Annotated in this window: 27 protein-coding genes; 14 read left to right on the top strand and 13 right to left on the bottom strand. The window is 70.7% G+C overall.

Features of this window, described 5'->3' with window-relative positions; all coding sequences use genetic code 11:
• Genes BM286_RS03200 through BM286_RS03190 form a run of 4 tightly spaced genes read left to right on the top strand, consistent with a single transcriptional unit; the run spans position 1 to position 3,543 of the window.
• Positions 1-1,131 carry a hypothetical protein gene (locus tag BM286_RS03200; RefSeq protein WP_092920142.1) on the top strand — a complete coding sequence of 377 codons (1,131 nt, stop codon included), beginning with the start codon at positions 1-3 and terminating at the stop codon, positions 1,129-1,131.
• Positions 1,128-1,274 carry a hypothetical protein gene (locus BM286_RS15425; protein ID WP_167603299.1) on the top strand — a complete coding sequence of 49 codons (147 nt, stop codon included), beginning with the start codon at positions 1,128-1,130 and terminating at the stop codon, positions 1,272-1,274. Before BM286_RS03200 ends, BM286_RS15425 begins: the two co-directional genes overlap by 4 nt.
• Positions 1,271-2,488, top strand: coding sequence for a S49 family peptidase (locus BM286_RS03195; RefSeq protein WP_092920141.1), 1,218 nt, complete (start codon positions 1,271-1,273; stop codon positions 2,486-2,488). Before BM286_RS15425 ends, BM286_RS03195 begins: the two co-directional genes overlap by 4 nt.
• Entirely contained in the window at positions 2,485-3,543 is a 1,059-nt protein-coding gene (locus BM286_RS03190) for a hypothetical protein (RefSeq protein WP_092920140.1), read from the top strand. Before BM286_RS03195 ends, BM286_RS03190 begins: the two co-directional genes overlap by 4 nt.
• 94 nt (positions 3,544-3,637) lie before the next feature.
• Here the strand turns inward: BM286_RS03190 and BM286_RS03185 are convergent, their stop codons facing one another.
• The 3 genes from BM286_RS03185 to BM286_RS03175 form a co-directional block, all read right to left on the bottom strand.
• Positions 3,638-4,552 carry a DMT family transporter gene (locus BM286_RS03185; protein ID WP_092920139.1) on the bottom strand — a complete coding sequence of 305 codons (915 nt, stop codon included), beginning with the start codon at positions 4,550-4,552 and terminating at the stop codon, positions 3,638-3,640.
• 112 nt (positions 4,553-4,664) lie between these two features.
• Positions 4,665-5,711, bottom strand: coding sequence for a geranylfarnesyl diphosphate synthase (gene idsA3 / locus BM286_RS03180; RefSeq protein ID WP_092920138.1), 1,047 nt, complete (start codon positions 5,709-5,711; stop codon positions 4,665-4,667).
• Complete coding sequence (locus BM286_RS03175) at positions 5,708-7,060, bottom strand: ribonuclease J (RefSeq protein WP_092920482.1); 1,353 nt, start codon at positions 7,058-7,060, stop codon at positions 5,708-5,710. Before BM286_RS03175 ends, idsA3 begins: the two co-directional genes overlap by 4 nt.
• A gap of 274 nt (positions 7,061-7,334) precedes the next feature.
• Here BM286_RS03175 and BM286_RS03170 point away from each other — a divergent pair, with 274 nt between their 5' ends.
• From BM286_RS03170 to BM286_RS03150, 5 genes are all read left to right on the top strand, one after another.
• Positions 7,335-7,988 carry a hypothetical protein gene (locus BM286_RS03170; protein WP_092920137.1) on the top strand — a complete coding sequence of 218 codons (654 nt, stop codon included), beginning with the start codon at positions 7,335-7,337 and terminating at the stop codon, positions 7,986-7,988.
• On the top strand, positions 7,985-9,277 hold the full coding sequence (locus tag BM286_RS03165) for a hypothetical protein (RefSeq protein WP_092920136.1): 1,293 nt from the start codon (positions 7,985-7,987) through the stop codon (positions 9,275-9,277). Before BM286_RS03170 ends, BM286_RS03165 begins: the two co-directional genes overlap by 4 nt.
• A 94-nt stretch (positions 9,278-9,371) precedes the next feature.
• On the top strand, positions 9,372-9,614 hold the full coding sequence (locus tag BM286_RS03160) for an LSM domain-containing protein (protein ID WP_092920135.1): 243 nt from the start codon (positions 9,372-9,374) through the stop codon (positions 9,612-9,614).
• The gene (locus BM286_RS03155; RefSeq protein WP_006112801.1) at positions 9,611-9,787 is read left to right on the top strand and encodes a 50S ribosomal protein L37e; all 177 of its coding nucleotides are present in this window, start codon (positions 9,611-9,613) and stop codon (positions 9,785-9,787) included. Before BM286_RS03160 ends, BM286_RS03155 begins: the two co-directional genes overlap by 4 nt.
• A 472-nt stretch (positions 9,788-10,259) precedes the next feature.
• Positions 10,260-11,294: an LLM class flavin-dependent oxidoreductase gene (locus BM286_RS03150; protein ID WP_092920134.1), complete on the top strand. Its 1,035-nt coding sequence runs from the start codon at positions 10,260-10,262 to the stop codon at positions 11,292-11,294.
• A 444-nt stretch (positions 11,295-11,738) separates the two neighbouring features.
• Here BM286_RS03150 and BM286_RS03145 read toward each other — a convergent pair whose 3' ends face one another.
• Genes BM286_RS03145 through BM286_RS03130 form a run of 4 tightly spaced genes read right to left on the bottom strand, consistent with a single transcriptional unit; the run spans position 11,739 to position 15,897 of the window.
• Complete coding sequence (locus BM286_RS03145; RefSeq protein WP_092920133.1) at positions 11,739-12,863, bottom strand: deoxyhypusine synthase; 1,125 nt, start codon at positions 12,861-12,863, stop codon at positions 11,739-11,741.
• Positions 12,864-12,902: 39 nt separating this feature from the next.
• A complete protein-coding gene (locus BM286_RS03140) occupies positions 12,903-13,187 on the bottom strand; it encodes a ubiquitin-like small modifier protein 1 (RefSeq protein ID WP_092920132.1) in 285 nt (94 codons plus the stop codon).
• A gap of 23 nt (positions 13,188-13,210) precedes the next feature.
• Positions 13,211-14,632, bottom strand: coding sequence for a cation:proton antiporter regulatory subunit (locus tag BM286_RS03135; protein ID WP_092920131.1), 1,422 nt, complete (start codon positions 14,630-14,632; stop codon positions 13,211-13,213).
• On the bottom strand, positions 14,629-15,897 hold the full coding sequence (locus BM286_RS03130; protein WP_092920130.1) for a potassium channel family protein: 1,269 nt from the start codon (positions 15,895-15,897) through the stop codon (positions 14,629-14,631). Before BM286_RS03130 ends, BM286_RS03135 begins: the two co-directional genes overlap by 4 nt.
• 117 nt (positions 15,898-16,014) lie before the next feature.
• Between BM286_RS03130 and BM286_RS03125 the strand changes: the two genes are divergently transcribed.
• Positions 16,015-17,190, top strand: a complete 1,176-nt coding sequence (locus BM286_RS03125; RefSeq protein WP_092920129.1) for an NAD-binding protein — start codon at positions 16,015-16,017, stop codon at positions 17,188-17,190.
• 39 nt (positions 17,191-17,229) lie between these two features.
• On the opposite strand, the gene BM286_RS03120 is transcribed toward BM286_RS03125, so the two are convergent.
• The 6 genes from BM286_RS03120 to sdhC all read right to left on the bottom strand — a co-directional run bounded on the left by BM286_RS03120 (position 17,230) and on the right by sdhC (position 22,077).
• Positions 17,230-17,865, bottom strand: coding sequence for a uracil-DNA glycosylase (locus BM286_RS03120; protein ID WP_092920128.1), 636 nt, complete (start codon positions 17,863-17,865; stop codon positions 17,230-17,232).
• Between the two features lie 84 nt (positions 17,866-17,949).
• Positions 17,950-18,177 (bottom strand): TrmB family transcriptional regulator, encoded by a 228-nt coding sequence (locus BM286_RS03115; RefSeq protein ID WP_092920127.1) that lies wholly within the window; start codon positions 18,175-18,177, stop codon positions 17,950-17,952.
• A 294-nt stretch (positions 18,178-18,471) separates the two neighbouring features.
• On the bottom strand, positions 18,472-20,301 hold the full coding sequence (locus BM286_RS03110) for an FAD-binding protein (protein WP_092920126.1): 1,830 nt from the start codon (positions 20,299-20,301) through the stop codon (positions 18,472-18,474).
• A gap of 79 nt (positions 20,302-20,380) precedes the next feature.
• A complete protein-coding gene (locus BM286_RS03105) occupies positions 20,381-21,271 on the bottom strand; it encodes a succinate dehydrogenase/fumarate reductase iron-sulfur subunit (protein WP_092920125.1) in 891 nt (296 codons plus the stop codon).
• A gap of 7 nt (positions 21,272-21,278) precedes the next feature.
• Positions 21,279-21,650, bottom strand: coding sequence for a succinate dehydrogenase hydrophobic membrane anchor subunit (locus BM286_RS03100; protein WP_092920124.1), 372 nt, complete (start codon positions 21,648-21,650; stop codon positions 21,279-21,281).
• 1 nt (position 21,651) lies between these two features.
• Positions 21,652-22,077 carry a succinate dehydrogenase, cytochrome b556 subunit gene (gene sdhC / locus BM286_RS03095; RefSeq protein ID WP_092920123.1) on the bottom strand — a complete coding sequence of 142 codons (426 nt, stop codon included), beginning with the start codon at positions 22,075-22,077 and terminating at the stop codon, positions 21,652-21,654.
• Between the two features lie 232 nt (positions 22,078-22,309).
• On the opposite strand from sdhC, the gene BM286_RS03090 reads away from it, so the two are divergent.
• The 4 genes from BM286_RS03090 to BM286_RS03075 all read left to right on the top strand — a co-directional run bounded on the left by BM286_RS03090 (position 22,310) and on the right by BM286_RS03075 (position 25,800).
• Complete coding sequence (locus BM286_RS03090) at positions 22,310-22,504, top strand: cold-shock protein (RefSeq protein ID WP_006628233.1); 195 nt, start codon at positions 22,310-22,312, stop codon at positions 22,502-22,504.
• A gap of 171 nt (positions 22,505-22,675) precedes the next feature.
• A complete protein-coding gene (locus tag BM286_RS03085) occupies positions 22,676-23,377 on the top strand; it encodes a TetR/AcrR family transcriptional regulator (protein WP_092920122.1) in 702 nt (233 codons plus the stop codon).
• Positions 23,374-24,750 (top strand): MFS transporter, encoded by a 1,377-nt coding sequence (locus BM286_RS03080; protein WP_092920121.1) that lies wholly within the window; start codon positions 23,374-23,376, stop codon positions 24,748-24,750. Before BM286_RS03085 ends, BM286_RS03080 begins: the two co-directional genes overlap by 4 nt.
• A gap of 573 nt (positions 24,751-25,323) precedes the next feature.
• A complete protein-coding gene (locus BM286_RS03075; RefSeq protein WP_092920120.1) occupies positions 25,324-25,800 on the top strand; it encodes a 50S ribosomal protein L11 in 477 nt (158 codons plus the stop codon).
• The last annotated feature ends 50 nt before the right edge of the window (positions 25,801-25,850 follow it).

Genomic DNA, 25,850 nt, shown 5'->3' with positions numbered 1-25,850 from the left:
ATGCCCTCCAAGCGAACGTTCGCGAAGCGCCTAGCGGCGCTCGTCACGGCCGGGCTGGGAGTCGGGAACCCGATCGACGCGCTGGTCGGCCGGCCGCCGCCCGACGCGACCCTCGGGGTCGAACCGGCCGCGATCGGCGGCGGACCGAGCGACGGCGGAGCGACCGACCGAGACCCGACGAGCGACCGCACCGGCGCGGGGGCCGACGCGCCGCGCTCGGCGGTCGCCGCCGGGACCTACGACCCGGCCGCGGTCGCGTCGGCCGCTGTCGACACCGTCGCGACCGGTCGGATCGATCCGGCGGTCCTGGCGGCGACCGGCCTCCCGAGCGGCGTCGGGAGCCGGGTCCGTCGACTCCTCGACCGATACGAGAGCGTCTCTCTCGGTGAGCTGCGGGAGGCGACCGGCGGCGCCGCGCTCACCGCGCACGGCCCGGAAGGGTGCGCGGTCGCCGTGGGCGACGTCGACGCGGCCGCGCTCGTCGCGGAGCTCGACGGGGACCCGGAGGTCGTTCGCGAGGCGGACGACGGTTCCGGATTCGTCCGGTTTCGGACGCGAGGCCTCGGGGCAGCCGTGGCCGTGAGGCGCGGGGAACTCGTGGGCGCGTACGGTCCGACCCCCGCCGTCGCCGCGACGCACCGCGACGCCGGAATCGACGGCGGACCGCGGCGACGAGCGGGCGCGACCACGAGCTACGGGCCGCTCCCCTCGCTGCTCGGCGGCGACGCGACGGTGTGCGTCGACCTCGGGCCGGACGCTCGCGACCGCCTGCTGAGCCTGCTCGCCGACGGCCCCGACGAACTCCGCACCGCGGTCGACGCGGCGGGCGCGGTGGGGGCGTCGCTCCGGGTGGTCGGCGGAGAGTCCGCGGAGGGACGCGCAGACCCCGATGAACCGAGCGTCGCGCTGCGGTACGGCGCGGTCGCGGACCCCCGACGACTCGACAGGGAGACGGCCGAGGCGGTCGCGCGGGCCGCGCGGGAGGGCGACGCCTCGCTTTCGGACGCGACCGTCACGCGACACGGGCGGACCGTGATCGTCAACGCCGCGGCCGACGGCGACCTCTTCGCCGCTCACGCCTCGCTGTTCGGGGGGACCGTCGGCGATCCGATCGAGGTGGCCGACGCGTGAGCGACGCCGTCGACCGCGAGGGCGCCGACCCCGAGAGCAATGCGGACGTATCGAGCGGTGACCGACGCGCGGGCGAACCCACGATGACGACGCGACAACACACCACGCCACGACAGCGGTATCGAACGAGGACGAATCGATGAGCTCCGAAGACGGGCCTTCGAAGATGCCTGACGAACCGACGGACGACGCGGATGCGACGGGCGACGCGGATGCGACGGACGACGCGGATGCGACGGGCGACCGACCGACCGCCACGCGCTCGACGCCGGCGACCGACCGACCGACCGCGGCCGATCCGCCCGCGTCACCGCTCGACCGGATCGAGACCCGACACGCGGTCGGGATCGCCGCGGCGCTCGCGGTGGCCGCGGGGCTGCTCGTCGCGCCCGGCGTGTACGGCGCCGTGACCGGGCCGGACGGGACCGTCGCCGTGATCGAGATCGACGGCACCATCGACTCGGGGACGGCCCAACACGTCGAGGACAACCTGCGGGACGCCCGCACGAACGAGTCGATCGAGGCGGTCGTCCTCGAGGTCAACAGCGGGGGCGGCCTGCCCGCGCAGAGCGAGCGGATGTACGCCGCGGTCGACCGCACCGCGTCGGTGATGCCGGTGTACGCCGCCGTCGACACGCTCGGCGCGTCCGGCGCGTACCTCGCCATCTCGCCCGCCGACCGGATCTACGTCGCGCCCTCCGCCCAGGCGGTCGGCAGCGTCGGGGTCGCCGGCACCGCGCCGGCTCCGAGCGGGCCGAACGCGGGGACGACCGGCCCGGACAAGGCCGGCAGCGACCCGGACACGCAACGCGAGCGCAGACAGACGCTCGCGAACCTCTTCATCGCGAACGTGATCGAACAGCGCGGCGACGAGATCGAACTCGACCGCGAGGCGATCGCGCACGCCGACGCGTACCTCGGCACCGAGGCGGTCGCGAACGGCTTCGCAGACCGGTTCGGTTTCGTCGACGGGGCGGTCGCTGACGCCGCCGCCGAAGCGGGGCTCGACGACTACGCGGTCGACACCCGCCGCACCGAGAGCCGCATCCCCGGCGGGTTGTCGCTGCTACGGCGCGACGACGGCACGGTCGTCGTCGCCGACGGGGCGAACGACGAGCTCGGTGACGGGCTCATCCTCGCGGTCGCACCGGAGGCGTGGGACGAGACCGTCGGCGACGACATCGTGATGACGAGCTACACCGGGCGGCTGCCCGCGGCCGGCGACGCGGCGGACGCGAGGACGACGACCGGCGACGCGGCGGTCGGGGACGAAGCGACCGCGACCGGCAACAGCTCGGCCGCGGCGACCGAAAGAATCGGCGCGGCGGCCGCGGCGAACGGAGGTGACGGCGTATGAGCGTCGACCTGCGAACGACGGTCGGCGCGTTCGCGCTGGTCTTCCTCGCGGTCGTCGGCGCCGCCGCCGTCGGGGGCGTCGTCCTCGACGACGCGCCGCCCGAGACGGAGCCGGTCGCGAGCGAACACTGGCAGCTGGACGCGGTCGAACCGGAGACGGTCAGCGAGGGCGGCACGGTCGAGATGGAGAGCGACGAGCCGTCGAACACGGTCGTCGTCCACCTCGGCGGCGGAACGGCCGGGCTCGGCGGGGGCACGTCGATCCTGCCGATCGAAGACGCCGATCGGCCCGCGGAGGCGGACATCGGAACGCTCGGCGGGGTCCGACGAGGCGTCGCGCCGCTCACCGCGGCGCTCGTCGAGAGCGGCCACGAGGTCCGGTTCTACGGCGGAGTCACGAGCCGCCAGCGACTCTCGACGATACTCTCGGACGCTGACGCGTTCGTCACCACGAACCCCGGCGCGCTGTCGGGGCCCGACGCCGACGCGGTGGAGTCGTTCGTCGAGGCCGGCGGCCGGACGCTCGTGGCGAGCGATCCGGGCGGCGCCGGCGCGCTCACCGACTTCGGCTCGCCGTTCGGCGTCTACGGCGAGGCGGGCTACGTGTACGACATGGTGAACAACGACGCGAACTACCTCAGCGTGCTCGTCGAGCCGACCGGGCCGGGGGCGCTGACGGAGGGCGTCGAACGCGTCGTCCTCCGCGGCGCCGCGCCCGTCGGTGTCGCCGACGGGTCGGCGTCGCTCGCCACCGCGGAGACGTCCCGGCTGTCGACGACTCGGGAGGCCGGTTCCTACGGCGTCGCGGTCAGAAGCGACTCGCTCGCGGTGGTCGGGGACTCGAGCTTCCTCGAACCGGAGAACGCCGGTCGCGCCGACAACGGGGTCCTGATCGGCAACGTCGCGGACTTCCTCGTGACGGGCGAGAACCCCGACGTGTCGTTCGGGCCGCCGACCGGACCGGGCGGGGCAGTCCCGCCCGGCGGAGCGGTCCCGCCCGGCGGGGCGGCGCCGACGCCCGAACCGACCGATCCGTCCGGGAACGCGACCGCGTAGCGCTCCGCGGCCCCGCGGAGCGCGATGCGATCCGGTGCGGCCCGTGCGGCTCGACACGGCTAACTCGACGCGCTGCGGCCGCGACGCTTCTCTTTCACCCCGGGAACCGGATCCCGGCCGCCGCCGAGGCGATCTCGCGGCGCTTCAGCAGGCCGAATCCGAGGACGATGACGACGAAGCCGGCGACGGTGAACGGCGTCACCGGCTCGGCGAGCAGCAGGGCGCCCGCGACGGTCGCGACGATCGGAACGACGTACGAGACGAGGTTGATCTCGAAGGGACCGAGCCGGTCGAGCAGCGTGAAGTAGATGGTGTACGCCACCGCCGACGAGCAGAGTCCGAGGAACGCCAGCGCGAGGAGCGCGCGCGGCACCGTCGACGGGAGCCGCTGGCTCTCGCCGATACCGAGGCTGAGCGCGTGGATCGCGAGCGCGCCGAACCCCATCGCCCACCCGGTGAGCGCGACGCTGGAGAACGAGGTCTCGACGGTCCGGAGGCCGACGCTGCCGACCGCGACGGCGACCACGCCGATCGCTATCAGCCCGACGCCGACCGCGACGCCGCCGCCGAGGGTCGCGGGGTCCGGCTGCGCGACGAGCCCCACGCCGAGGAACGCGAGGACGACGCCGACCGCGCCGCGCGCGTCGAGGTCCGCGCCGCCGATCCACAGGGTCGCGACCGCCGCGGTCGCGATGGGGACGAGGCTGTAGGTGATCGAGGCGATGCCGCTCGTCGTGTACTGCTGGCCGACGAACAGCAGGGAGTTGTTCGCGGCCACCGAGAGCCCGCCGCTGAACCCGATCGCGGCGAGGTCCCCGCGGGTCCGCGGGAACGGGTCCTCCTGCGTGAGCAGGACGTACGAGATCAGCGCGAGCGCGGCCACGTAGAAGCGATACGCGGCGTACAACACCGGCGGGTAGTAGGCGAGGCCGACCTCGATGGCGACGAAGGAGCCGCCCCACAGCAGAGCGAGCGTGAAAAACAGCGCGGCGTCTCGGTACCGTGACACGGTCGGCCGAACGCGGGCCGCAGGTAAAGCCGTGTCCGTCGCGGCCCGAACCGCCGGCACTCGAACCGTGACCGGCTTGTCCGGCGACCCGACCGCTCAGCGACCCAACCGATCAGTAGCCGCGGACGATGAGGTAGTCCGCCAAGTCTTCGAGCAGGCTCCGAGAGCCGCTCTCGGGGAGTACTTCGAGGTGTCCTTTCGACCGCGCGGTGAGGTCCTCGGCCGTCTCGCGGGCGTACTCGATGGATCCGGCCTCCGCCAAGGTCGCCACCGCCTCCTCGATGGCCGCCTCGGTCACCTCCGCGGGCGTGTCGGCCTCGACGAGCCCGTCGACGTCGATCCCCTGCTGACGGGCGTGGAGAGTGATGAGCGTCTCTTTCCCCTCCACGAGGTCGGAGCCGCGCTGCTTGCCGAGCTCCTCCGAGGGGACCGTCAGGTCGAGCACGTCGTCTTGGATCTGAAACGCGCGCCCGGAGTCGATCCCGTACCGGTAGAGCGCGTCGACCACCTCCTCGTCGGCGCCGAGCAGCAGCGCCGGCGTCGCCGCCGACGCGCCGTACAGCACCGCGGTCTTCAGCTCGACCATCTCTAGGTACTCCTCGGGGAGGATGTCGTCGCGACTCTCGAAGGAGACGTCGAGCGCCTGCCCCTCGCAGATTTCCGTACAGGTCGACGCGAGCATCCGCATCGCTTCGAGCCCGTTCTGCGGGTCCGCACCCGTTTCGGTCATGAACTCGAACGCCTTCGAGTAGAGGGTGTCGCCGGCGAGGATCGCCGTCGAGACGTCGTACGCCTCGTGGACCGCGGGGACGCCCCGCCGCAGGTCGTCCTCGTCCATGATGTCGTCGTGGATCAGCGTGAACGACTGGATCACCTCGATGGCGACCGCGGCGCGCATCACGTCGACGTCGTCGCCGTCGAGCGACGGGAACGCCCGGAAGTCGGCGCCCATCGGCTCGGTGCCGGTGACCGCCTCCGCGGCCAGCGTCGTCACCGTCGGGCGGAGTCGCTTCCCGCCCGCTTCGAGGATGTACCGGGTCGCCTCGTACAGCCGCTCTGGCTCCTGTACCGGCAGCTCCTCGTCGATAGCGGCGTTGACGAGGTCACGCCGCTCGCGGATGGCGTCGAGCACCCGCGCCTCCTTCGTCTCGCTCGTCATTCGACGAGCTGGATGACGCTCCCGTTCTGCGTGACGTGGACGTCGCGTCCGAGCTTGTACCCCTGGGACTTCGCGAGGTCGACGTACGGCGAGCGGCCCTTCAGCGTCTGGTGGCCGGGGATGAGGTGCTGGGGCTGGAGCGCGTCGAGCATCTCGTAGTGGCCCTCCTCGCGGAGGTGGCCGGAGACGTGGATGTCGTCGTAGAGGCGCGCGCCCTGCATCCGGAGTAGCTGTTCGGACTGGTAGCGCTGGCCCTCGTTGGTGGGCTCCGGGATGACGCTCGCGCTGAAGACGACCTTGTCGCCGTCGTCGATTTCGTACGGGGTCTCGCCGCGACCCATACGGGTGAGCATCGCGCGCGGCTCGCCCTGGTGGCCCGTGACGATCGGGAGGAAGTTCCCCTTCCCCTCCTTCATGATCCGCTTGAACGCGCGGTCGACCGACTTCCGGTGGCCGTACATGCCGACGTCGCCCTGGAAGTCGACGAAGTCGAGCCGCTCGGCCGTGCCGGAGTACTTCTCCATCGAGCGCCCGAGGAGGACCGGCTGGCGGCCGATCTCGCGGGCGTACTCGACGAGGGTCTTCACGCGGGCGATGTGGGAGGAGAACGTGGTGGCGACGATGCCGCCCGTGTAATCCTCCATCGATTTGAACGTGTCCTCGACGTGCTTCTTCGCGTACGACTCCGAGGGCGTGCGGCCCTTGCGGCCCGCGTTCGTACAGTCCTCGACGTACGCGAGGACGCCCTCGTCCTGGCGGCCGATCTCGCGGAACCGCTCCATGTCGATCGGGTCGCCGATGACGGGGTCGTGGTCCAGGCGCTTGTCGAGGCCGTAGACGATGGCCCCCTCGGGCGTGTGGAGGACCGGGTTGATCGCGTCGATGATCGAGTGGGTGACGTTGACGAACTCCATCTCGACCTGCTCGGAGTCGCCGATCGCCATCGAGGCGCCCGGCTTCATCTTCACGAGGTCGTTGTCGACCTGGAACTTCCCCTCGTCTTCGATCTGCTGGCGGACTAACTCGATCGTGTACGGCGCGGAGACGATCGGGGCGTCGTAGCGGTGGGCGAGCTTCGGGATCCCCGCGATGTGGTCGAGGTGACCGTGGGTGGGGACGATCGCCTGAACGTCGCCCTCGAGTTCGCTCATGACCCGGTCGTCCGGGATGGCGCCCATGTCGATCAGGTCGAGGCTGTGCATGCTCTCGGTCTCCACGTTGTCGTGGATGAGGACCTTACTGAGGTTCAGGCCCATGTCGAAGATGACGATGTCGTCGCCCGCGCGGACCGCCGTCATCTGTCGACCGACCTCTTCGTAACCGCCGAGTGTCGCAATTTCTATTTCCATGGTGTGTGCGTGTCGAACGCCGTGATCGGCGTCGTTCACTGAAACCCCGCAAGGAGCCGTCAGCGCTGCGTCGTACCGTGCGTCGTTGAGGCCCCGCTACGGCCGAGTCGTCGCGACTCACCGTGTCCCGCGGGAGTGTGGTACCTCGGCGTACTCCCGCCCACGTTAAAAACTCCCGGGTTCGGTCGCGCGGCCGCGGTTCGCGTCGGAGCCGGGGCCAGCGGGCGCGACGGGACCCATAAAGCGTTTCACGCTTTCGGTCGGATCGTCGACGATGCCAGACGTTCCCCGCCGCCGCGCCCTCCTCGCGGCCGCGTCCGGGCTCGCCGCCCTGGCCGGCTGCGCCGGCAGCGACTCCGCGTCGAACAGCTATCCGAGCAGAAGCGACCGACCGATCGACGGCTACGAGCTCGCGAAGGCGCGCGACGAGGACGGCCGCGCGCTGGTCGCGTCGGACGGCGAACTCCCGTCGCTCTCGGCCGACGAGCGCGCGTTCCAGCGCCGCAGCGCACGCCGGGTGTTGGTCGCCGACGAGGACCTCGTGGAGCTCACGTTCGCCGAGACGGACCCGGGCGAGCGGCTCCGGTCGTTCCTCGCCGCGACCGACTTCGAGTCGGCGTCGGCGTACCTCCTCGCGATGCCGGTGCGGGCCTGTCGGGAGGTCCGGTTCCGGTCCGTCTCCGTCGAGCCGGACGAGCTCGCGGACGGCGACCTCCACCCCCACGCGAACTTCTGTCAGACGTACCGTCCGGCGGACGTCGAGTGCGAGGGCGACGAGGTCCACACCGTCGGGTTCGCGATCCGGCTCCCGGTCGCCGCCGAGCGCTCGACCGGGAGCGGCAGCGGCATGAGGGGGTCCTGCCGGCGAGGGGAACCGCCGACCGTGTTCAACGCGTCGACCGCGTCCGAATCCGGTGACGACGCATGACGGGACGGTCGAGCTCGCGCCGTCGGTTCCTCGCCGGTGTCGCGACCGCTGGCGCGGCGGCGATCGGCGGGTGTTCGGGGCTCCCGTTCACCGACGACGGAGCGCGTGACGAGGTCCCGGCGTTGCTTCCGTCGGACGTCGTCGGATCCGTCGACTGGCCGGCGTCGCCGTTCCCCGTGACCGTCCCGGAATCGCTCGCGGAGACCCACGAGACGCGGACGCGCGAGATGCTCGCCGAGGTCCCGGCCGAACCGAACCTCCCCAACGCCGCGGTCGCGTCCGCGATCGGCGGCGACCGCGAACGCGCGCTCCGGCGCGCGAACGCCGAAATTCCCGACGGCTGGCCGGTCGATACCCTCGCAGCCTGGCGACGGCGGCGAGAGGACGCCGCGGCCGTCCGGGGGGAGTACCGGGCGGCCACCGGGAGCGACGACGCCCCCGCCCTGGCAGCTCGGCGCCGGGCGGTCCGGGACGACCGCGGGACGCTCGCGACCGACCTGGCGTACCGGGCCGGATCGACCGCGGAGGCGGTGCTGGCGTACGAGCCGGTCGAGTCGCTGCTCTCGGAGTGCGCGAGATACGTCGAACCTCGCGTGACGTACCCCGCCGACCCGATCGCGGAGCCGTTCCGAGCCGGCGAAGCGGTCGCTCGCGTCGAGCGCGCGCGAGCGGCCGTGACCGACGCCGGTTCCTTCCGCCAGGCGTTCCTGAACGAGCGCGACGAGCCGTCGCCGCGGTGGGCGTCGCTGGTCGCGGCCGCCGACGAGCTGAGAGGGTCTGTGATCCGGACGCGGGCGACCGTCCGCGAGCGCGTCGGGGGCGAGGAGGCGCCCGGCGACGGGGACCTGAGCGGGACGGTCGCACAGGAGCTGTACACCGCGATCGACGGACGCGTCGAGCGGGCGGTCGAGGACGTCGAGCGGGCGGCCGACGCCGGCGACCACGCCACCGCCGTGGTGGAGGCCGGCGTCGCGCTGGCCGCGATCGAGGCGCTGCGAGGAGCCGTCGACGAGATCCGCGACGGACAGCACCGCGAGGTCCCGTCGGAGACCGCCGTGCGATCGGCCGCGGAACGAGCGAAATCGGCCGTGCGCGAAGCGGTCGAGACGAGCGATCCGCTGGCGACGCGGCTCGTCCGGCCCGGGCTGGAGGCGGTCGAGTACGTCGACGACCGGATCGAGCAGAGGTATGGCTCGGTGCGGCGGACGCAGGCGGAGCTGGCGTACGTCGACCTGTACGCGAGCGCCGTCCCGGCGGCGGCCGAGTTCGTGCGGGAGCGGCTGGAGTGACCGGGGGGCGTGGCGACCGACTCGCGTCGAACCGACGGGCCTCGAGGCCCGCGTCCCGGTATTTTTATTACCGCGAGGTGCCGCGGTACGGACAATGAGTGGACGACCCCTCGACGTGCTCGAAGCGTCGCTCGAGGAGCCCGTGACGGTACACCTGAAGGACGGCACGACCTACTACGGCGTCCTCGGCGGCTACGACCAACACATGAACGTCGTTATCGAGCCCGAGTCCGACGTGGACGACCGCGTCGACGACGACCTCGACGGCGAGTTCGCGGTCGCGATCGAAGACACAACGATTATACGCGGCGATAACGTCGTCACCATCAAAGCATGACCGGCGCAGGTACGCCCTCTCAGGGAAAGAAGAACAAGACGGTCCACGTGAAGTGCCGCCGCTGCGGCGAGAAGTCCTACCACGTCAAGAAGGAGCGCTGCTCCTCGTGCGGCTTCGGCGAGTCCGCCTCCCGGCGCGACTACGCCTGGCAGTCGAAGACGGGCGACAACTGACGACGCGGTCTCTGCGGTTTCTTCTCGCTTTTACTCGCGCAGCTGCGCGTCTGGTAGTCGGGTACTAGTCGGCGACGAGGCGGCGGCCGCCTCCAAAGCGCCAGTCGCTCATTCTGTAAATAGTCAACTGTAGATCGGCGGCGGACGCCTCCAAAGCCCCAGCCGCGAGGACTCGCGCGGCTCGCTGCGCTCCTCAGCCGCTCGCGCTGCTCGCTCCTTGCGGTGCTTGCGTCGCCGTGCTTCGCCCTCGCGGCTGCCCCTTTGATTCCCGCCCCGCCAGCACCGCGACCGCACCTCACGCCTCCCCAGCCTCGCGGTTCGCGCTCTTCGAGCGCTCACCGCGTCCCTCGCGCGTGCCGCTCGGCCGCGGGGCGGCCTCGCAGGCACGCGCCACCGCACCGGATCCAGTTGCGGTCCGCCACGACGCCGCCGGCACCCAAACCGTTTCCCGCGACCGTCGCCGACCGCGGACATGGACCTCTCAGTCGTCGACCTCTCGCCGGTCCCCCGCGGCGGCACCGCGGCGGACGCGTTCGCGAACACGGTCGACGCCGCGAAACAGGCCGAGCGGCTGGGCTACGAACGGTTCTGGGTCGCCGAACACCACGGAATGGGCGACCGCCTCGCGGGCACCACGCCCGAGGTGCTGCTCGGGCGGCTCGCGGGCGCGACCGACTCGATCCGGATCGGCTCGGGCGCCGTCCTCCTGAACCACTACAGCCCGTTCAACGTGGCCGAGTCGTTCGGCGTCCTCGACGGGCTGGCGCCCGGCCGCGTCGACCTCGGGATGGGCCGAGCGAACGGCTCGCCCGCCTCGGACCGCGCGCTCGGCACCGACCGGCGCGTCGAGAGCCCGAACGAGGACCACCGCGAGCGGATCACCGCCGTGGTGAACCACCTCCGGGACGCCTATCCCGAGGACCACGCGTACGCCGACCTCTCGGTGCCGGGCTCGGATTCGGGGCCGGCCGTCCCGTGGGTACTGGGGTCGAGCCCGGCGAGCGGGGAGATCGCCGGCGAACTGGGGCTCCGCTACTGCTTCGCCGGCTTCATCCGCCCCGGCTTCGCCGAGCGCGCGTTCGCGGCCTACCGCGAGGCGTTCGACCCCGAGGGCGGGCTCGGGGGGCTGGACGAGCCGCGGGGGCTGGTGGCGGTCAACGCGGTCGCGGCGGAGACGGACGAGGCCGCGGCCCGGCGGCGCGCCCCCGCGGAGGCGACGTTCCGCCGGATGAAACGGGGGGAACTGGGCGACGAGACGCCGACCGTCGCGGAGGCGGTCGACGAGCTCGGCGGCGCGCCCGAGCCGACGCCCGCGACGCTGGACGACGACGAGTGGCCGCGGTCGATCTCCGGGAGCCCGGAGACGATTTCGGGGCTGTTGGAGCAGCTGGCCGACCGGGTCGGCGTCGACGAGGTGATGATCCAGCACACGGTTCCCGACCACGACGACGCGCTCGACTCGCACGCGCTCCTCGCCGAGGCGATGGATCTGGACACGCGAGGATAATTCGGCTCCGACGTGGTGGACGTTTTCGACCGCTTAGTTGGATAGGCAAACCGATCGCCGGTGACGGGCACCGCCAAAGCCCCAGTCGCGAGAGCTCGGCGCGCTCGCGACAGCGTGGCGCTACGCGCCATGGGCAACCGGCGGCTCTGCCGCCGGTGACTGCCCCTTTGCGTCCCGCACAGCACCGCAACCGCACCTCACGCCTCCCAGCCTCGTCGGCCTCCCTCCGCTTCGCTCCGGTCGGCCGACTCCAGCGAGGGACCGAAGGTCCCGCTGGCAGCCGGCGCGTCGCGCCGGCGACAGCGAGGCGCGACGCGCCTCTGGCAGTCGGGCGAAGCCCGACGACCTCGCGCGTGCGGTTCGCGGCCTGTCGGCCGCTCACCGGCACGCGCCACCGCGGATCGATTTATAATCAATGACGCGGTCAGAATTGCGCTCGCGCTCCTACTCCACGCGCTCGCGGGCGGCGGCGACGAGCATCGGGAGCATCACCGTCGCGTCGCCGTAGACCGAGGCGTTGCGCGCGTCCTTCTCCAGTTTCCCCCACGAGCGCGCCTCGTCGAGGCTCGCGCCGGAGAGCCCGCCGGTCGCCTCCGGGTCCATCGTGATCTGGACGGCGTAGTCGTAGGCACGCGGCGTGACGAGCATCGTCTGGAGCGTGAAGTTCTTCGGGACGCCGCCGCCGACGAGCAGACAGCCGGCGTCGTCGGCGTCGAACGCGAGGTCCGTCAGTTCGGTCATGTCCGCGAGCGCGTCGAGCGTGAACTCCGCGGTCTGGGCGTACATCCACGCCTGAAGCCCCAGGACGGAGTCTTGAACCGCGGGGCAGTAGATCGGCACGTCGCACTCGTAGGCGGCGGCCGCGACGCCCGGCCCCTCCGAGATCGCCTCGCGCTCGTTGACCGCGGCGTTCGCGCGGCCGAGTTCGCGCGTGAGGTCAGCGATCGAGACCGCGCCGTCCCTCGGTCCGTCGCTCTCGCCGCCGCCCTCGGCGTCGGCGCCGCGGTTGGCCTCCAGCGCCGGGAACACCTCCTCGCGGAGGTGCCCCTCGAACTCGGCGAAGTGCTCTTGGGGAAGGTAGACGTTGTAGATGCGGTCGACCTCCTCGTCGCGGAGCCCCTCGTCGTGTTCGCGGGCGCTCTTCTCCGGATCGTGGGTCCGGCCGTGGTGGTGTTTCCCGCCGATGGCCTCGATGGCGTCGTGGGTGAGGTTCGCCCCGGTGGTCACGAGGGCGTCGACGTAGCCGTCCCGGATGAGGTCGGCGACGATCCGGCGCATGCCGGCGGGGACCATCGCGCCAGCGAGCGAGCAGAACACGGTACAGTCCTCGTTCGCGAACATCTCCGCGAGCACGTCTCCCGCCTCGTTGACCGCGGCGGCGCCGATCCCCGCGTCGCCGTAGCCGTCGACGAGTTCGCTCACCGTCATCCCGGCGGTCGCGCGGGTGTGACCCATCGGGTCCTCGTGGAACTCCTCGCGGTGCGGGCCGTGGTCACCGTGGGCGTCCGCGGCGTGGTCGTCGCCCGCGTCCCCGGTCTCGCCTCGCGTCCCCTCGTCGCTGTCGGTCATGGCTCCCGATGGGGGCGGCGTGCGTTTGAAACGACCGGTCTACCGCCCGACGGTCCCGCCGCTCACGGGCGGGAACAGCGCCAGTTCGTCGCCCGCTTCGAGCGTCGCGTCGAACCCCTCGTCGTGGCGGACGCTGCGCCCGTTCCGGAGGACGTTGATGTGGTCGGCGACCGTCCCGTCCTCGATAACGCGGTCCCGGAGGTCGGGGTGCGCGTCCAGCAGCGCGTCGAGCGCGTCGCCGACCGTGTCGCCCGGCTCCGCGTCGACCGTCACCGCGCGGTCGCCCGCGATCTCCGCGAGGTCGGCGAACAGCTTCCACTCCATACGCGGATCCCCGCGCGGGCGACTCAAGAGCGTTGCGTCCCGTCGGAGTCGGCGGCGACGTCGGCGTCGCGGGAGTCCCCGACAGGTCCGTCCGCGGAGGTCGCCGGGTCCGCGCCCTCGGTCCCGGTACTCCCGGCGGTCGCCGTTGCGGCCGTCTCGAACCGACGGATCGCGTCCGGGCGGCCGACGAGGTACACGAGGTCGCCGGCGCGGAAGGCGTAGGCGCGCGGCGGGATCGGTCTGACCGACTCGTCGGCCGGACGGACCGCGGCGACGACGGCCCCGACCTCGCCGACGGTGCTGCCGTCGAGGTCGCTCCCCGCCCCGACGGTGACGGAGGCCATCGTCTCGTCCGCGTTCCGCAGCAGCGAGGCGAACTCCCGGTCCGCCCGCGGCTCCGCGGGCAGCGTCACGAGCCGGTAGTCGCCCTCGTCCGTCAGCGGTTCGGCGTCCGACTCGTCGAGCGCGACGGTGACGGCGTCGCCGGCGACCCCCCGCAGTTCGCCCGTCGCGACGCGCTTCGGCTCCGGACCGTCGCGCCACAGCTGGACCGTGTCGCCGGCGGTGGCGTTGTTCGGGGGGTCGGCCGCCACCGCGACCGCCGCCGAACCCGGCGCGAGCGTCGGACCGAGCCCGGCGGCGCGAGAGCCGACCGCGAAGTACTCGACCGACCCGTCCGCGTCGAGGTCGACGTCGACGTAGCCGACGCCGTACTCGGCTTTGAGCCGGGCGACGAGCCGCTCGCGGAGTTCCGCCGCCGACAGCTTTCGCGGGAAGAGCAGGGTCGTCTCGGCGATTTCCGCCTTCTTTTCCGGGGAAACCGGGTCGTACGTGTCCATGTCGGCGATGTCGTCCGCCGGCGGGAGCGTCACCGCCGTGAACCGCCCCACCGCGCGCACGATGCCGCTCAGCTCCCCTTCGAGCTGCTTGGCCCCGGAGAGCGCGAACACGTCGACCGCGAGCCGGTCGCCCGCGTACCGGCCGACGGGGGCCGTCACCGCCGCGACGCCGAGCGAGACGAGGTTGAAGAACACGCTCTCGGGCGCTAGGAGGGCGGGGTTGTCGCCGACCGCGACCGACCCAAGCGATGTCGTGTTGAGGTACAACGCGACGACGGAGACGCCGATCAGACCGGTCACTCCCTCGGGTATCTCCGCGCGGAAGTACCAGCGGTAGGCCAGCGCCGCGCCCCCCGCGACGAGAGCGGCGACGACCGCGAACGTGACGAGGGTGACCGCCGCCTGTCGAGGGCGTGCGAAGCCGACATCGACCGCGGCGGCGAGGGGGGAAGCGACGAGAGGGGAGGCGGCGAGAGGGGAGGCGGCGAGGGGGGAAGCGACGAGAGGGGAGGCGGCGAGAGGGGAGGCGGCGAGAGGGGAGGCGGCGGTGCCGAGGTCGACCCCCGCGACGACCGCGTCCGCGGCGGCGGCGAGCGCGAGCGTCACGCCGCCACCTCCGTGAACCGGTCGAGGGCGTCGCGGCTCCCGACGACGAACAGGGCGTCGCCCGCCGACAGCGACTGCGATCCGCTCGGCGCGATCGTCCACGACTCGTGACGGGCCGCGAGGACGGCCACGTCGTACGCCTCGCGGACCTCGGCCTCGCCGATGGTGTGGCCGTCGAGCGGCCCGCCGGCGACGACAGACACCTTCCGGAACCGCTTCCCGGCCCGCCGCAGCAGGGCCGTGAGCTCGTACTCGCGGCGAGTGCCTCGCGACAGCACCAGCACGCGCCCGCGGTCGACGCCGAGGAGCGCCGTCGCCTCCGAGCGGTCGACGGCGAGCGTCACTCGCCCCTCACCGCCGGTCGTCGTGGGCGCGGTCGCGGCCGGCGGGGAGGAGACGGCGGCCTCGCCGCCGTCGGCCCGGAGGTCGTCGTCCGCGTCCGGGTCGTCGCCCGCGGTGGGAGCGGGTTCCGGCGTCGCGGCGGCCCCCGGTTCCGGCTTCCCGCTCGATCGCGCGGCGAGGACCGCCCCCTCGACGTCGGCGTCCGGAGTGATCACCCGGACCACGTCGCCGCGGGCGATACCGGTCGGCACGAGCGCCGACACCGACACCGCGCGCTTCCCGTCGGGCACCCATTTCGAGAGCGCTCCGGCCGGCGGCGCGGCGGAGACGGTCGCCCGCGCCTGCTCGTCGATCCGGACCGCCACGTCCGCCAGGTCGAGTTCGGTCCGGAGCCGTTCTGCGAGCCGGGCTTCGAGCTCCGCGAGCGGGAGGTCGGCCGGGAACGTCCAGTCGCCGTCGACGATCGCTCGGCGCGTGTCGGCCGGTAGCGACGGGTACCCCTCCATGTCGTTCACCTCCCCCGTCACCTCGACGGAGACCCGCCCGCGGCCCCCGACGAGCTCGATCACGTCGGTCGAGAGCGTCCGGTCGCGGAGCTGTTTGAGCGAGATCCGCTTGGGGACGGTAGCGCCGAGCCGGTCCCCCTGCGCGTGGGCGTACATCGAGAGCATCAGCACCACGACGATCGCCGTGAGGATCGCCGGCGCGCGCTCCGACGACCGGATCGTCTCGTCGTTGAGCGCGAGCAGCCCGCCGTTGACGCCGGCGATCGCGAGCGACAACACGACGACCCCGAGCCCGGGAATAGTCACGTCGGTGACGTACTTGAACACGAACCCGAGGACTCCGGCCACCAGCGCGGGAACGATCCCGGTGATGACGCCGAGGTAGACGCCGAAGACGATCTCGACGGGCAGCGACATACGCCCCCCAACCGGCGGCGCGGTTAAACGTGTGTCGGCGCGGGGGTCCGACGACGCGACGATTCACCGCCACGTGCGCCTCGCGGGGTTTAAGTCCGGTCTCGGCGACGCGGGGATATGGAGCTGACCCGGGACTGGGTGACCGTCCGAGCGTCGATCCTCCTGACGTTCGCGGTCGCGGTGCTGTCGATCCTCGCCGGGCTCGCCCAGATCGGCGGGCTGGGGGTCTCCGGCCCGCTCGCCCCGCTGGTCCCCGACTTCGTCCGCCAGACCGTCGGCTTCACGGGGACGATCACGGGCTTTTCGATGCTCGGGAGCGGCTTCGCGCTGAAGAACGGCTACCGCGTCGGCTGGTACTCCACGGCGATCCTGCTCCCGCTGACCGCGCTTCAGGGGCTGATGCAGGCGTCGGTGCTGTCGTTCCCGCTCGTGGCGCTGTCAGTCCTCTCGGTGCCCGCGCTGGTCTACAACCGTCGTCGGTTCGACAGGCAGTTCTCGCCGTCGCCGACCCAGCTCGCCGCCGGCGCGGCGCTCGTGACCGCCGTCTCGTACGGAACGGTCGGGACGTACGCGCTACGCGACCGATTCACCAACGTGGAGACCATCGTCGACGCGTTCTACTTCACCGTCGTCACGGCCTCGACCGTCGGCTACGGCGACGTCTACCCCCAACCCGGCGCGGCCGCCGACATCGCGCAGCTGTTCGTGCTCTCCTCGCTCGTGATGAACGTCGCCGCCTTCGCGGTGGCGCTCGGGGTCCTCCTCACGCCCGCCATCGAGGCGCAGCTCTCCAAGGCGCTCGGAAAAATGACCGACAGACAGATCGACCTCCTCGACGACCACGTCCTCGTTTTAGGCTACGGGGACCTGACGGAACCGATACTCGAAGAGCTCGCCGCCCGCGACGGCGTCGACTACGCGGTGGTGACGCCCGACGAGACCGCCGCGAGGCGGCTCGCGGAGCGCGACATCCCGGTGTTCACGGCAGACCCCAGCGACGTCGATCCGCTCGAACGGGTGAACCTCGACGGCGCCCGCGCGGTCGTCGCCGCGACCGAAGACGACGCGCGCGACGCGCTCGCCATCCTCACCGCCCGTCAGCTCAACCCGGACGTGCGGATCGTCGCGGCGGTGACCCAGCGGGAGAACGTCGACAAGCTCCGCCGCGCCGGCGCCGATCAGGTGATCTCGCCGTCGACGCTCGGCGGGCACATCCTCGTCGACTGCGCGTTCGGCGCCGACAGCAAGGAGGCGACCGAGGGAATCTTAGACGACGTCGACCTCGACGACTGAACGACGACGGCGCGCGGCGGCGAACGACGCTCCGCCGGCTCAGCGGCTCTGCCGTCCCTTCGTCTGCCGGTAGTCGCGGCTCAACACGTTCTCGCGCATGTGATCGCGGAAGGCGTCGGCCTCGGCGTCGCTCATCTCCGCCGGCTCCTTCATCGGCACCAGTTCGAACCCGCGCCCGCGGACCGTCGTCGCGTGTTCGGCGTCGACGTCGAAGGAGTCCGGCCGGCGCGTCGTGTACTCGACGGCCAGCTCGCGGAGGGGTCGCTCGCCGACCGGCACGATGATCTGCGGGTTTATCATCCGGATCTCCGCGTTGAGGAAGGGCTCACAGGTATCCACCTCGCGATCCGTCGGGTCGCGGTCCGGGTGTCGACACCGCGTCAGGTTCGTGAAGAAGACGTTCTGGACGTCCGGCTCCGCGGCGTCCGACTCCGACCGGACGAAGCCGAGGTCACCGAAGATCGACTGGACGCGCTCGCCGCCCCCCTCGCCGGTAAAGGGGACGCCGTTGCGCTCGGCGGCCGCCGTCGGCGCCGTCCCGACCACGAGGAACTCGGCGCCGACGTCGCCGTAGCCGTGAACGACGCGCTCGCGCGCGCCGCACAGCTCGTCGCAGTTCTCGCAGTCGGGGTCCATCGCGAACGGGTTCTCGAACTCCGTCTGGTTCGCGTCCACGGTCGGTGTGAGCGTTCCGCGCCCCTAAACGCTCCGACGCGAGGCGGGTCTCCCCGTCGATCCCGCGTCGAGAAAGCGGCCGCGTCAGTTCGGCACGTAACAGTCGCCGTCGCAGTCGACGAGCCCCTCGCTGCGGAGGGTTTTCAGGATGCTGTACAGGGAGAGCTTCTTCATCCCGAGCGACTCGCCCATCTCCGAGACCGTGGCGTCGCCGTTCGTGGTCAGGTAGAGGTACACGAGCTTTGCGCGGGGCGACTGGAGCTCCCGGGGGAGCGCCGGGGCCGTCGCGGACGCGGTTTCGGTTTCTAACATCTTGTCCGATCCGTTGAGTTCGACGATAATAAACCCCCATTTCAACGTTCGTCGAAACTCCAGAAGGGGCTCGAAAAGCGATTGCCTCCGGCGAAAACGGCATATTCGAGGAGAGTACGTCGATCGACGAACGCTCAATCGACGAATATCGACGCCAGATTTCGATCGTCGACGGATAGCAAACCGTGAACGATCCGGATCGATCGGGCGAGGCGCGGCGGAGCCCGCGACGGCGCCCGGCGAGGTCCGCACCGGGACCGCCGCGTCGCGAGCTGCCCGGCGTTGGCGACCGGCTCAGTACGAGCGACTCTTCGGCTCGTACGTCTTGTTCTCGCCCTCGAGGACGACCGGTTTGTACCACAGCTCCGGCTCGCCGTCGTTCCACGAGATGAGCGTGTGTTTCAGCCAGTTCTCGTCCTTGCGCTCCTGATGCTCCTTGCGCCAGTGAGCGCCCCGGAACTCCTCGCGGGCGAGCGCGCCCATCGTCAGCGCCTCCGCGAGGTCGAGGATGTTCCGCGTCTCGATGGTGTGGATGAGGTCGGTGTTGAACGTCCGCGACGGGTCCGACACCGCGACCTCCTCATACGCCTCGCGGGCCTCGCGGAGGTCCGCCAGCGTCTCCTCGAGCCGGCCCTCCTCGCGGAACACGTTGACGTTGTCCGTCATCGTCTCCTGGACCGCGGAGCGGATCTCCGCGTGGTTGCGTCCCTTCCGGGAGAGCAGCTCCTCGACGCGCTCCTGCGCGCGGTCGACGGCCGCCCCGAGGACGCCCTCGGCGTCGGTCGCCACCGCGCCGCCGTCGGCCGCGGCCGTGCCCGAGCCGCCGGTGTCTCCGACTTCGACGCCGAACTCGTAGTCGGCCGGCTCCCAGTCGCTGGACCGGCCGGTCGTGACCTCGGCCTCGCCCATCTCCTCGCCGGCGGCGTGACGGCCGGCGCGCTTGCCGAAGACGATGAGTTCGGGCAGCGCGTTCCCGCCGAGACGGTTCGCCCCGTGAACGGAGGCGCAGGCGCACTCGCCGGCCGCGTACAGCCCGTCGATCACCGTCTCGCCGAACTCGTTCGTCTCGATACCGCCCATCGCGTAGTGCTGGCCGGGTTTGACCGGCATCGGCTCCGTGAGCCCGTCGGCGCCCTCGAAGTCCTCAGCGAGGTGGAGGATGTTCTCCAGCCGGTCGAGGATGCGCTCCTCGCCTAAATGCCGCATGTCGAGGTGGACGTACTCGTCTTCGATGCCGCGCCCCTCGTTGACCTCGGTCAGTTCGGCGCGCGAGACGACATCGCGGGAGGCGAGCTCGCCGTCGTTGTTCGCGTACCCGTGTTCGAACATGAACCGCTCGCCCTCGCTGTTGTAGAGGATACCCCCCTCGCCGCGGACGCCCTCGGAGATGAGAACGCCCGTCGACGGCAGCGTCGTCGGGTGGAACTGGATGAACTCCATGTCCTCCATCGGGACGCCGGCGCGGTACGCCATCGCGACGCCGTCGCCGGTGTTCGCCACCGCGTTGGTGGTGTGGTCGAACACCTGCCCCATCCCGCCCGTCGCGAGGATGACGCCGTCTCTGGCGCGGAAGCCGCTGATCTCGCCGCTTTGGATGTCGTACCCGACCACGCCGTGGCAGGTCCGCTCCGCGGGGTCGTCCTCGTCGGTGACCGCCAGGTCCATCACGTGCCACTCGTCGTACACCGTGATCCCGCGTTTGACCACCTGCTCGTACATCGTGTGGAGCATCTGGTGGCCGGTCTCGGCGCCCGCGTAGGTCGTGCGCGGGAACGAGAGGCCGCCGAACGGCCGCTGGGAGACGCGGCCGTCGTCCTCGCGGGAGAACGGCATCCCCCAGTGTTCGAGGCGGATGACCTCCTCGGGGCTCTCCTGACAGAGCGCCTCGACCGCGGGCGCGTCACCGAGGTAGTCGGACCCCTTCATCGTGTCGTAGGCGTGGTCCTGCCAGGAGTCGGCGTCGCGCAGCGCCGCGTTGATGCCGCCCTCTGCCGCGCCCGTGTGCGACCGGACGGGATGGAGCTTCGACACCATCGCCACGTCCGCGCCCGCTTCCTGTGCCGCGATCGCCGCCCGGAGTCCCGCCCCGCCGGCTCCGACGACGACGACGTCGTGTTCGTACATTGTTGGGATGTAATTTCGTAGGTTCCGGAGTCCCTTGATACTGTCTGTCGGGATCACCGGGAGTCGTTTTAGATTCGATTCACCAGAACTTCAGGTTGTTCTTGACCGCCTCGCGTTTCAGCTCCTGGATGTGGTCGGTGAGAGGAATGTCCTTCGGGCACACTTCCGTACAAGAGAACTGGGTCTGACACCGCCAGACCCCGTGTTCCTGCTCGATGATCTCCAAGCGCTTCTGTTTGATATCCTCGCCTTCCCGCTCGTCCATCGCGAACCGGTACGCCTTGTTGATCGCGGCCGGCCCGAGGTACTCGTTGTCGCCCGCGGCGATGTTACACGAGGACATACACGCGCCACACCAGATACAGCGCGTGGACATCTTGATCTTCTCGCGGTTCTCCCGGTCCTGACGCTGCTCTTCGAGCTCGCCGTCCGGGTACTCGTTCGTCTGGAAGTACGGCTCGACGGCCTCCATCTGGTCGTAGAAGTGCTCCATGTCGACGACGAGGTCCTTCGTCACCTCGGCGTGCGGGAGGGGTTCGACGCGGACCGGCTCTTCGAGGTCCGAGATCTGGGTCTTACACGCCAGCTTCTGGCCGCCGTTGACGAACATCGCGTCGGACCCGCACACCGCCTGCCGGCAGGAGTGCCGGAACGTGAGCGAAGAGTCGTACGTGTCGCGCGCGTACATCAGCGCGTCGAGGACGGTCATCCCCTTCGTGAACGGGACGTGGAACGTGTCGAACCGCGGCTCCTGTTTCCCCTCGACCTGCGGGTCGTAGCGGAACACCTTCAGCTCCACCGTGCTCTCGTCGGCGGCCGCCTTCTCGGCCTCCTCCGCCTGCCGCTGCTCGCGGCGCTCGGCCGCGCGGCGCCGCTTCTCGGCGCGGCGCTCGTCGCCCTTCGAGGCCGGCTCCGTCTCGGCGTCGGTCTCGCTCGATTCCTCGGTCTGCTTCGGAATTTGCGTGCTCATTGTCGGGTCAGTAGAGTCCGATTCCCGCCCACGCGTTCGCGGTGCGGATTCCCTGCGCGATCAACACGACGCTCGCGGCGACGAGCGTCCACTTGATCACGGTGCGTTTCGTGCCGGTGAGCCCCTGGTTCACCAAGGCGTTGTAGACGCCGTTGACCCCGTGGAACGTCGCGGTCACGAGGAAGAGGATCATCAGCGAGTAGTAGCTCAGCTGCTCCATCCGGGCGGAGCTGGCGAGGAAGGACACCTCGTCGGCGTGGTGGACGAAGTGAAGCAGGAAGAAGTGGAACGCCAACACGACTAAGAGGAAGACCGCCGTGACCCGCTGGAGCAGCCACATCCGACCGCCCGACTGGAACGAGGAGTAGCGCTCGGCCATCTCAGAACGCCCCCGCGATGAACGTCGGCACGGACGCGACGGTGATCGCTCCGGTTAAGATTAGCGACGCGTAGAAGCTCTTGTCCTGTGCGTCCAGCCCGATACCGAGGTCGACGAGCAGTAGCCGGGTCCCGTTGAGCATGTGGAAGACGGCGACGGCAAGCAGGCCGACCTCCAGGATGCGAACCAGCAGCAGCCCCTCCAGCGAGACGATGGTCTGGGTGTACACGTCGTTCCCCGCGGCGATCGCCGCTTCGCTCGCACCGGCGGCCGGAATCCCCGTACTCAACACGGCGATGTGCGTGAACAGGTACCCGATGAGCACCCATCCCGTGAACTTGTGGAATATCCACGCCCACATCCCCGCCTCGAACTCCCGCCAACGGCCGAAGTCCTCGATGAGGCCTCGATTGTACGACTGACTCATACTAACGGTTCTGAACCGGGGTCGTATAGTAGTTACTAACACGGCGGCGCTCGCTCCCGCGTCTCGGAAATCCGGGGAGCGCTCCGTCGGGCCGGAAAGGCGTCTCGACGCCGGATCGCGGGAGGTGTCGCGGCTCCGCCCGCGGGCGTCGTCCCGCCGTCGGACCGCACCGTTCCACGCCGCGGCCCGTCGCGGAAGCCTTATATGTCCCACTCACGCTTCTACGGTCGCAATGGCGAAAGGCGAAGTTGACTTCTTCAACGACACGGGCGGCTACGGTTTCATTTCGACTGACGACGCGGACGAGGACGTGTTCTTCCACATGGAGGACGTCGGCGGTCCGGACCTGGAGGAGGGTCAGGAAGTCGAGTTCGACATCGAGGAAGCGGACAAGGGTCCGCGCGCCACGAACCTCACCCGTCTGTAAGTCGGCGACGACACCGAGGCGAATCGGCTTTTCGACTGTACCCGTTCCCGGAGCGGCCGCGCCGGAGCGCGTTCGGCCGCCGAGCGGCGGGGGCGCGGCAGCGGCGAGCGGGTCCGGTGGAACGGCTCCGACCGATAGGGATTTACCGATCGTTGACTGACTAGTCAGTCAATGAGCGACGCGCCGAGCGCGGCGGAGGAGATCATGGACGGAGTGTACAGCGCCCTCCGCGCTCACGGCTACGCCGACCTGACGATGCAGGACATCGCCGACGAGTGTTCGAAGAGCAAGTCGCTGCTTCACTACCACTACGACACGAAAGAGGACCTGCTCGTCGCCTTCCTGGAGTACGTCATCTCCGACTCCGAGGACCGGATCGCGGCCCGCGCCGACGACCCGCCCGTCGACCGACTGGTCCAGTTCGTCGGGTGGTTCGTCTTCGCCCCCGACGAGGCCGACCGCGAGGCGTTCCACATCGCGCTGTTGGAACTGCGCACGCAGGGGCCGTTCAACGAACGGATCCGCGAGCAGTTGGCGCGTAGCGACCGGCTGCTCCGCGGGACCGTCGCCGACATCCTGGCGGACGGCATCGAGACCGGCGTCTTCCGCGACGTCGACGTCGAGGAGACGGCGGCGCTGCTCGTGGCGACTCTCGACGGCGCGCGGACCCGACAGATCACCCTCGCGGGCGCCGAACGCGGCGACGAGGCCGACGGCTACACCCGCCAGGTCGCCGAGGCGGCGCTCCGGCGGACCGTGGGGCCGCTGCTCGTCGATGGCGTCGAGCTGCCGCCGCTCGACGCCGGGATCGAGTCCATACGGCGGGACCGGGACGGGTCGGAGAGCGACGGCGCCGCGGGAGACACGGAATGACCCGCTTCGGGTTCGAGCGGCCGCCGCCGGTGCTGCTCGCGGTGATCGCGAGCACGTTCTTCGTCGGCTTCGGCGGCGGCGTCGTCTTTCCGATCCTGCCGAACCTCGGTGCGGTCCTCGGTATCTCGGCGTTTATGGTCGGCGTGATCCTCTCCGCGAACCGGTGGGTCCGGCTCGTCGCGAACGCGCCCGCCGGCGCCCTCGTCGACCGATACGGGACGCGCAAGCCGTTCGTGGTCGGGCTGTTCGTCGAGGGGGTCGCCACGCTCGGTTACGTCGTCGCGCTCGTGATGCCGCCCGCGGAGTCGCTCCGTCCCCTCGCGGCCTCGCTACCGACGCTCGCGGCGGGCCCGGTGACCATCGGCGCCGAGGAGTGGTTCGCTCCGCTGGCGGCGGCCGTCGCGCCGGAAACCTGGTTCCTGATCGCACGGATCCTGTGGGGGCTCGGCTCCGCCGCGGTGTTCGCGACCGCGTACACCATCGCCGCCGACCTCTCTGACGGCGGCTCGCGGGGGACGAACATGGGGATCGTCCGCGGCGGGATCACGATGGGGTTCCCGGCCGGCCTCGTGCTCGGCGGGATCGTCTCCGCGATCGCGGGCAACGTCGCGGCGTTCGTCGTCGCGGCCGCGTTCGCGCTCACCGCCAGCGTCGTCGCCCACCGCTACGTCCCGGAGACGCACGTCACGAGCGACCGCTCCGGGGACTCGATCAAGCCGTGGGAGGTCGACACCGCCGTGCCCGCCGTGACCGTCGGGCTGGTCAACTTCGGGCTGATGTTCGCGTACATCGGCGCGCTGTTCTCGACGCTCGTCCTGTTCCTCGGCGCGAACGACATCTCGCTGTTCGGGCTCGCCCCGCAGGGGACCTCCGGGCTGTTCATGGCGGGCACGGTCGTCTCGGCCGCGGTCTTCATGCTCGCCGGCGGCCGGATCTCCGACACCCGCGACTCCCGGACACCGATCCTGCTGACGTTCCTCGCCGTCTCGTTCGTCGGGTTCCTGCTGCTCGCGCGGGCCGGGTCGGTCGTCTCCTTAGGCCTCGCCTGCGTCTTCATCGGCGCCGGGCAGGGCGGGACGAGCGGCCCGATGATGGCCCTGCTCGCGGACCTGACCCCCGACGAGCGGATGGGGCGCGCCTCGGGGACGAACAACGTCCTCGGCGACGTGGGCGGCGGCCTCGGCCCCATGGTGTCGCTCCCGCTGATCGAGGCGGTCGGGTTCACGCCCATCTACGCCGCCTGCGCCGTCCTCCCGCTGCTCGCCGGCTGCGTCCTCCTCCTCGGCGTCCGCAGGGAGACCGGCTCGTTCCTCCCCGGGCGCGTCGCGGACGAGGCGGGTGCGAGCGATCCGTCGAGCGTGGTCGATTCGTAGCCGGATGCGTCCTTGACCCTGCGTGGACACGATTTATAGATAAACGAGGCGGTGGCGCGTGCCTGCGAGCGGCCCTTGGCCGCGAGCAGCACGCGCGAGGGAGTCGGCCGACCGGAGGGAGGCCGACGAGGCTGGGGAGGTGTGAGGTGCGGTTGCGGTGCTGTGCGGGGTGGGACTCAAAGGGGCAGCCGCGAGGCGGGCGCAGGCGACGCAAGGACCGCAAGGAGCGAGTGAAACGAGCGACTGAGGACCGCAGCGAGCGTGCGCCCGCCTCGCGGCTGGGGCTTTGGAAGTGTTCGCCGCCGAACCGCGATCAACTATTTATAAACGAGGGACTGGGGCTTTGGGGGCGTTCTCCGCCGATCCGGCATCAGACATTTATAAATGAGCGGCTAGGGGTTCGCTATTGCTCCACTCGGAATATCGAGATCCTTTATAAATCCGCACTGGATCTACGTAGCTCGTCGAAACGGTCGTTCACCGCCAGTTACGCGAGATGTAAGGTGTGCGAACCGCTGACTCCCCCTACCCGAAAGAACAACCGTTAAAAGTCGGCGTCGGGTTCGTACGGACATGGCTGGAACTATCGAAGCGCTCGTCCCCGGCGGGCAGGCCACCCCCGGCCCGCCGCTCGGTCCCGAGCTCGGACCGACGCCGGTGGACGTTCAAGACGTCGTCGCGCAGATCAACGACGAGACCGCCGCGTTCGACGGCATGGAAGTGCCCGTCACCGTCGACTACGACGACGACGGCTCGTTCACCATCGAGGTCGGCGTGCCGCCCACCGCGGAGCTTATCAAGGACGAGGCCGGCTTCGAGACCGGCTCCGGCGAGCCTCAGAAGAACTTCGTCGCGGACATGTCCATCGAACAGGTGAAGACGGTCGCCGAGCAGAAGTCGAGCGACCTGCTCGCGTACGACACGAAGGCCGCCGCCAAGGAGGTCGGCGGCACCTGCGCCTCCCTCGGCGTCACCATCGAGGGCGAGGACGCCCGGACGTTCGACGACCGCGTCGACGCCGGCGAGTACGACGACGTCCTCGACGAGTAACGCTCCCGTCCGGCCCGTTTTTGCTTCTCCGCGCTGATTTTGACGCCGAC

It is taken from the genome of Halorubrum sodomense (assembly GCF_900111935.1).
Taxonomy (GTDB): Archaea; Halobacteriota; Halobacteria; order Halobacteriales; family Haloferacaceae; genus Halorubrum; species Halorubrum sodomense.
The sequence above is the reverse complement of the archived record's forward strand: the minus strand, read 5'-3'. Positions and strand labels throughout refer to the sequence as shown.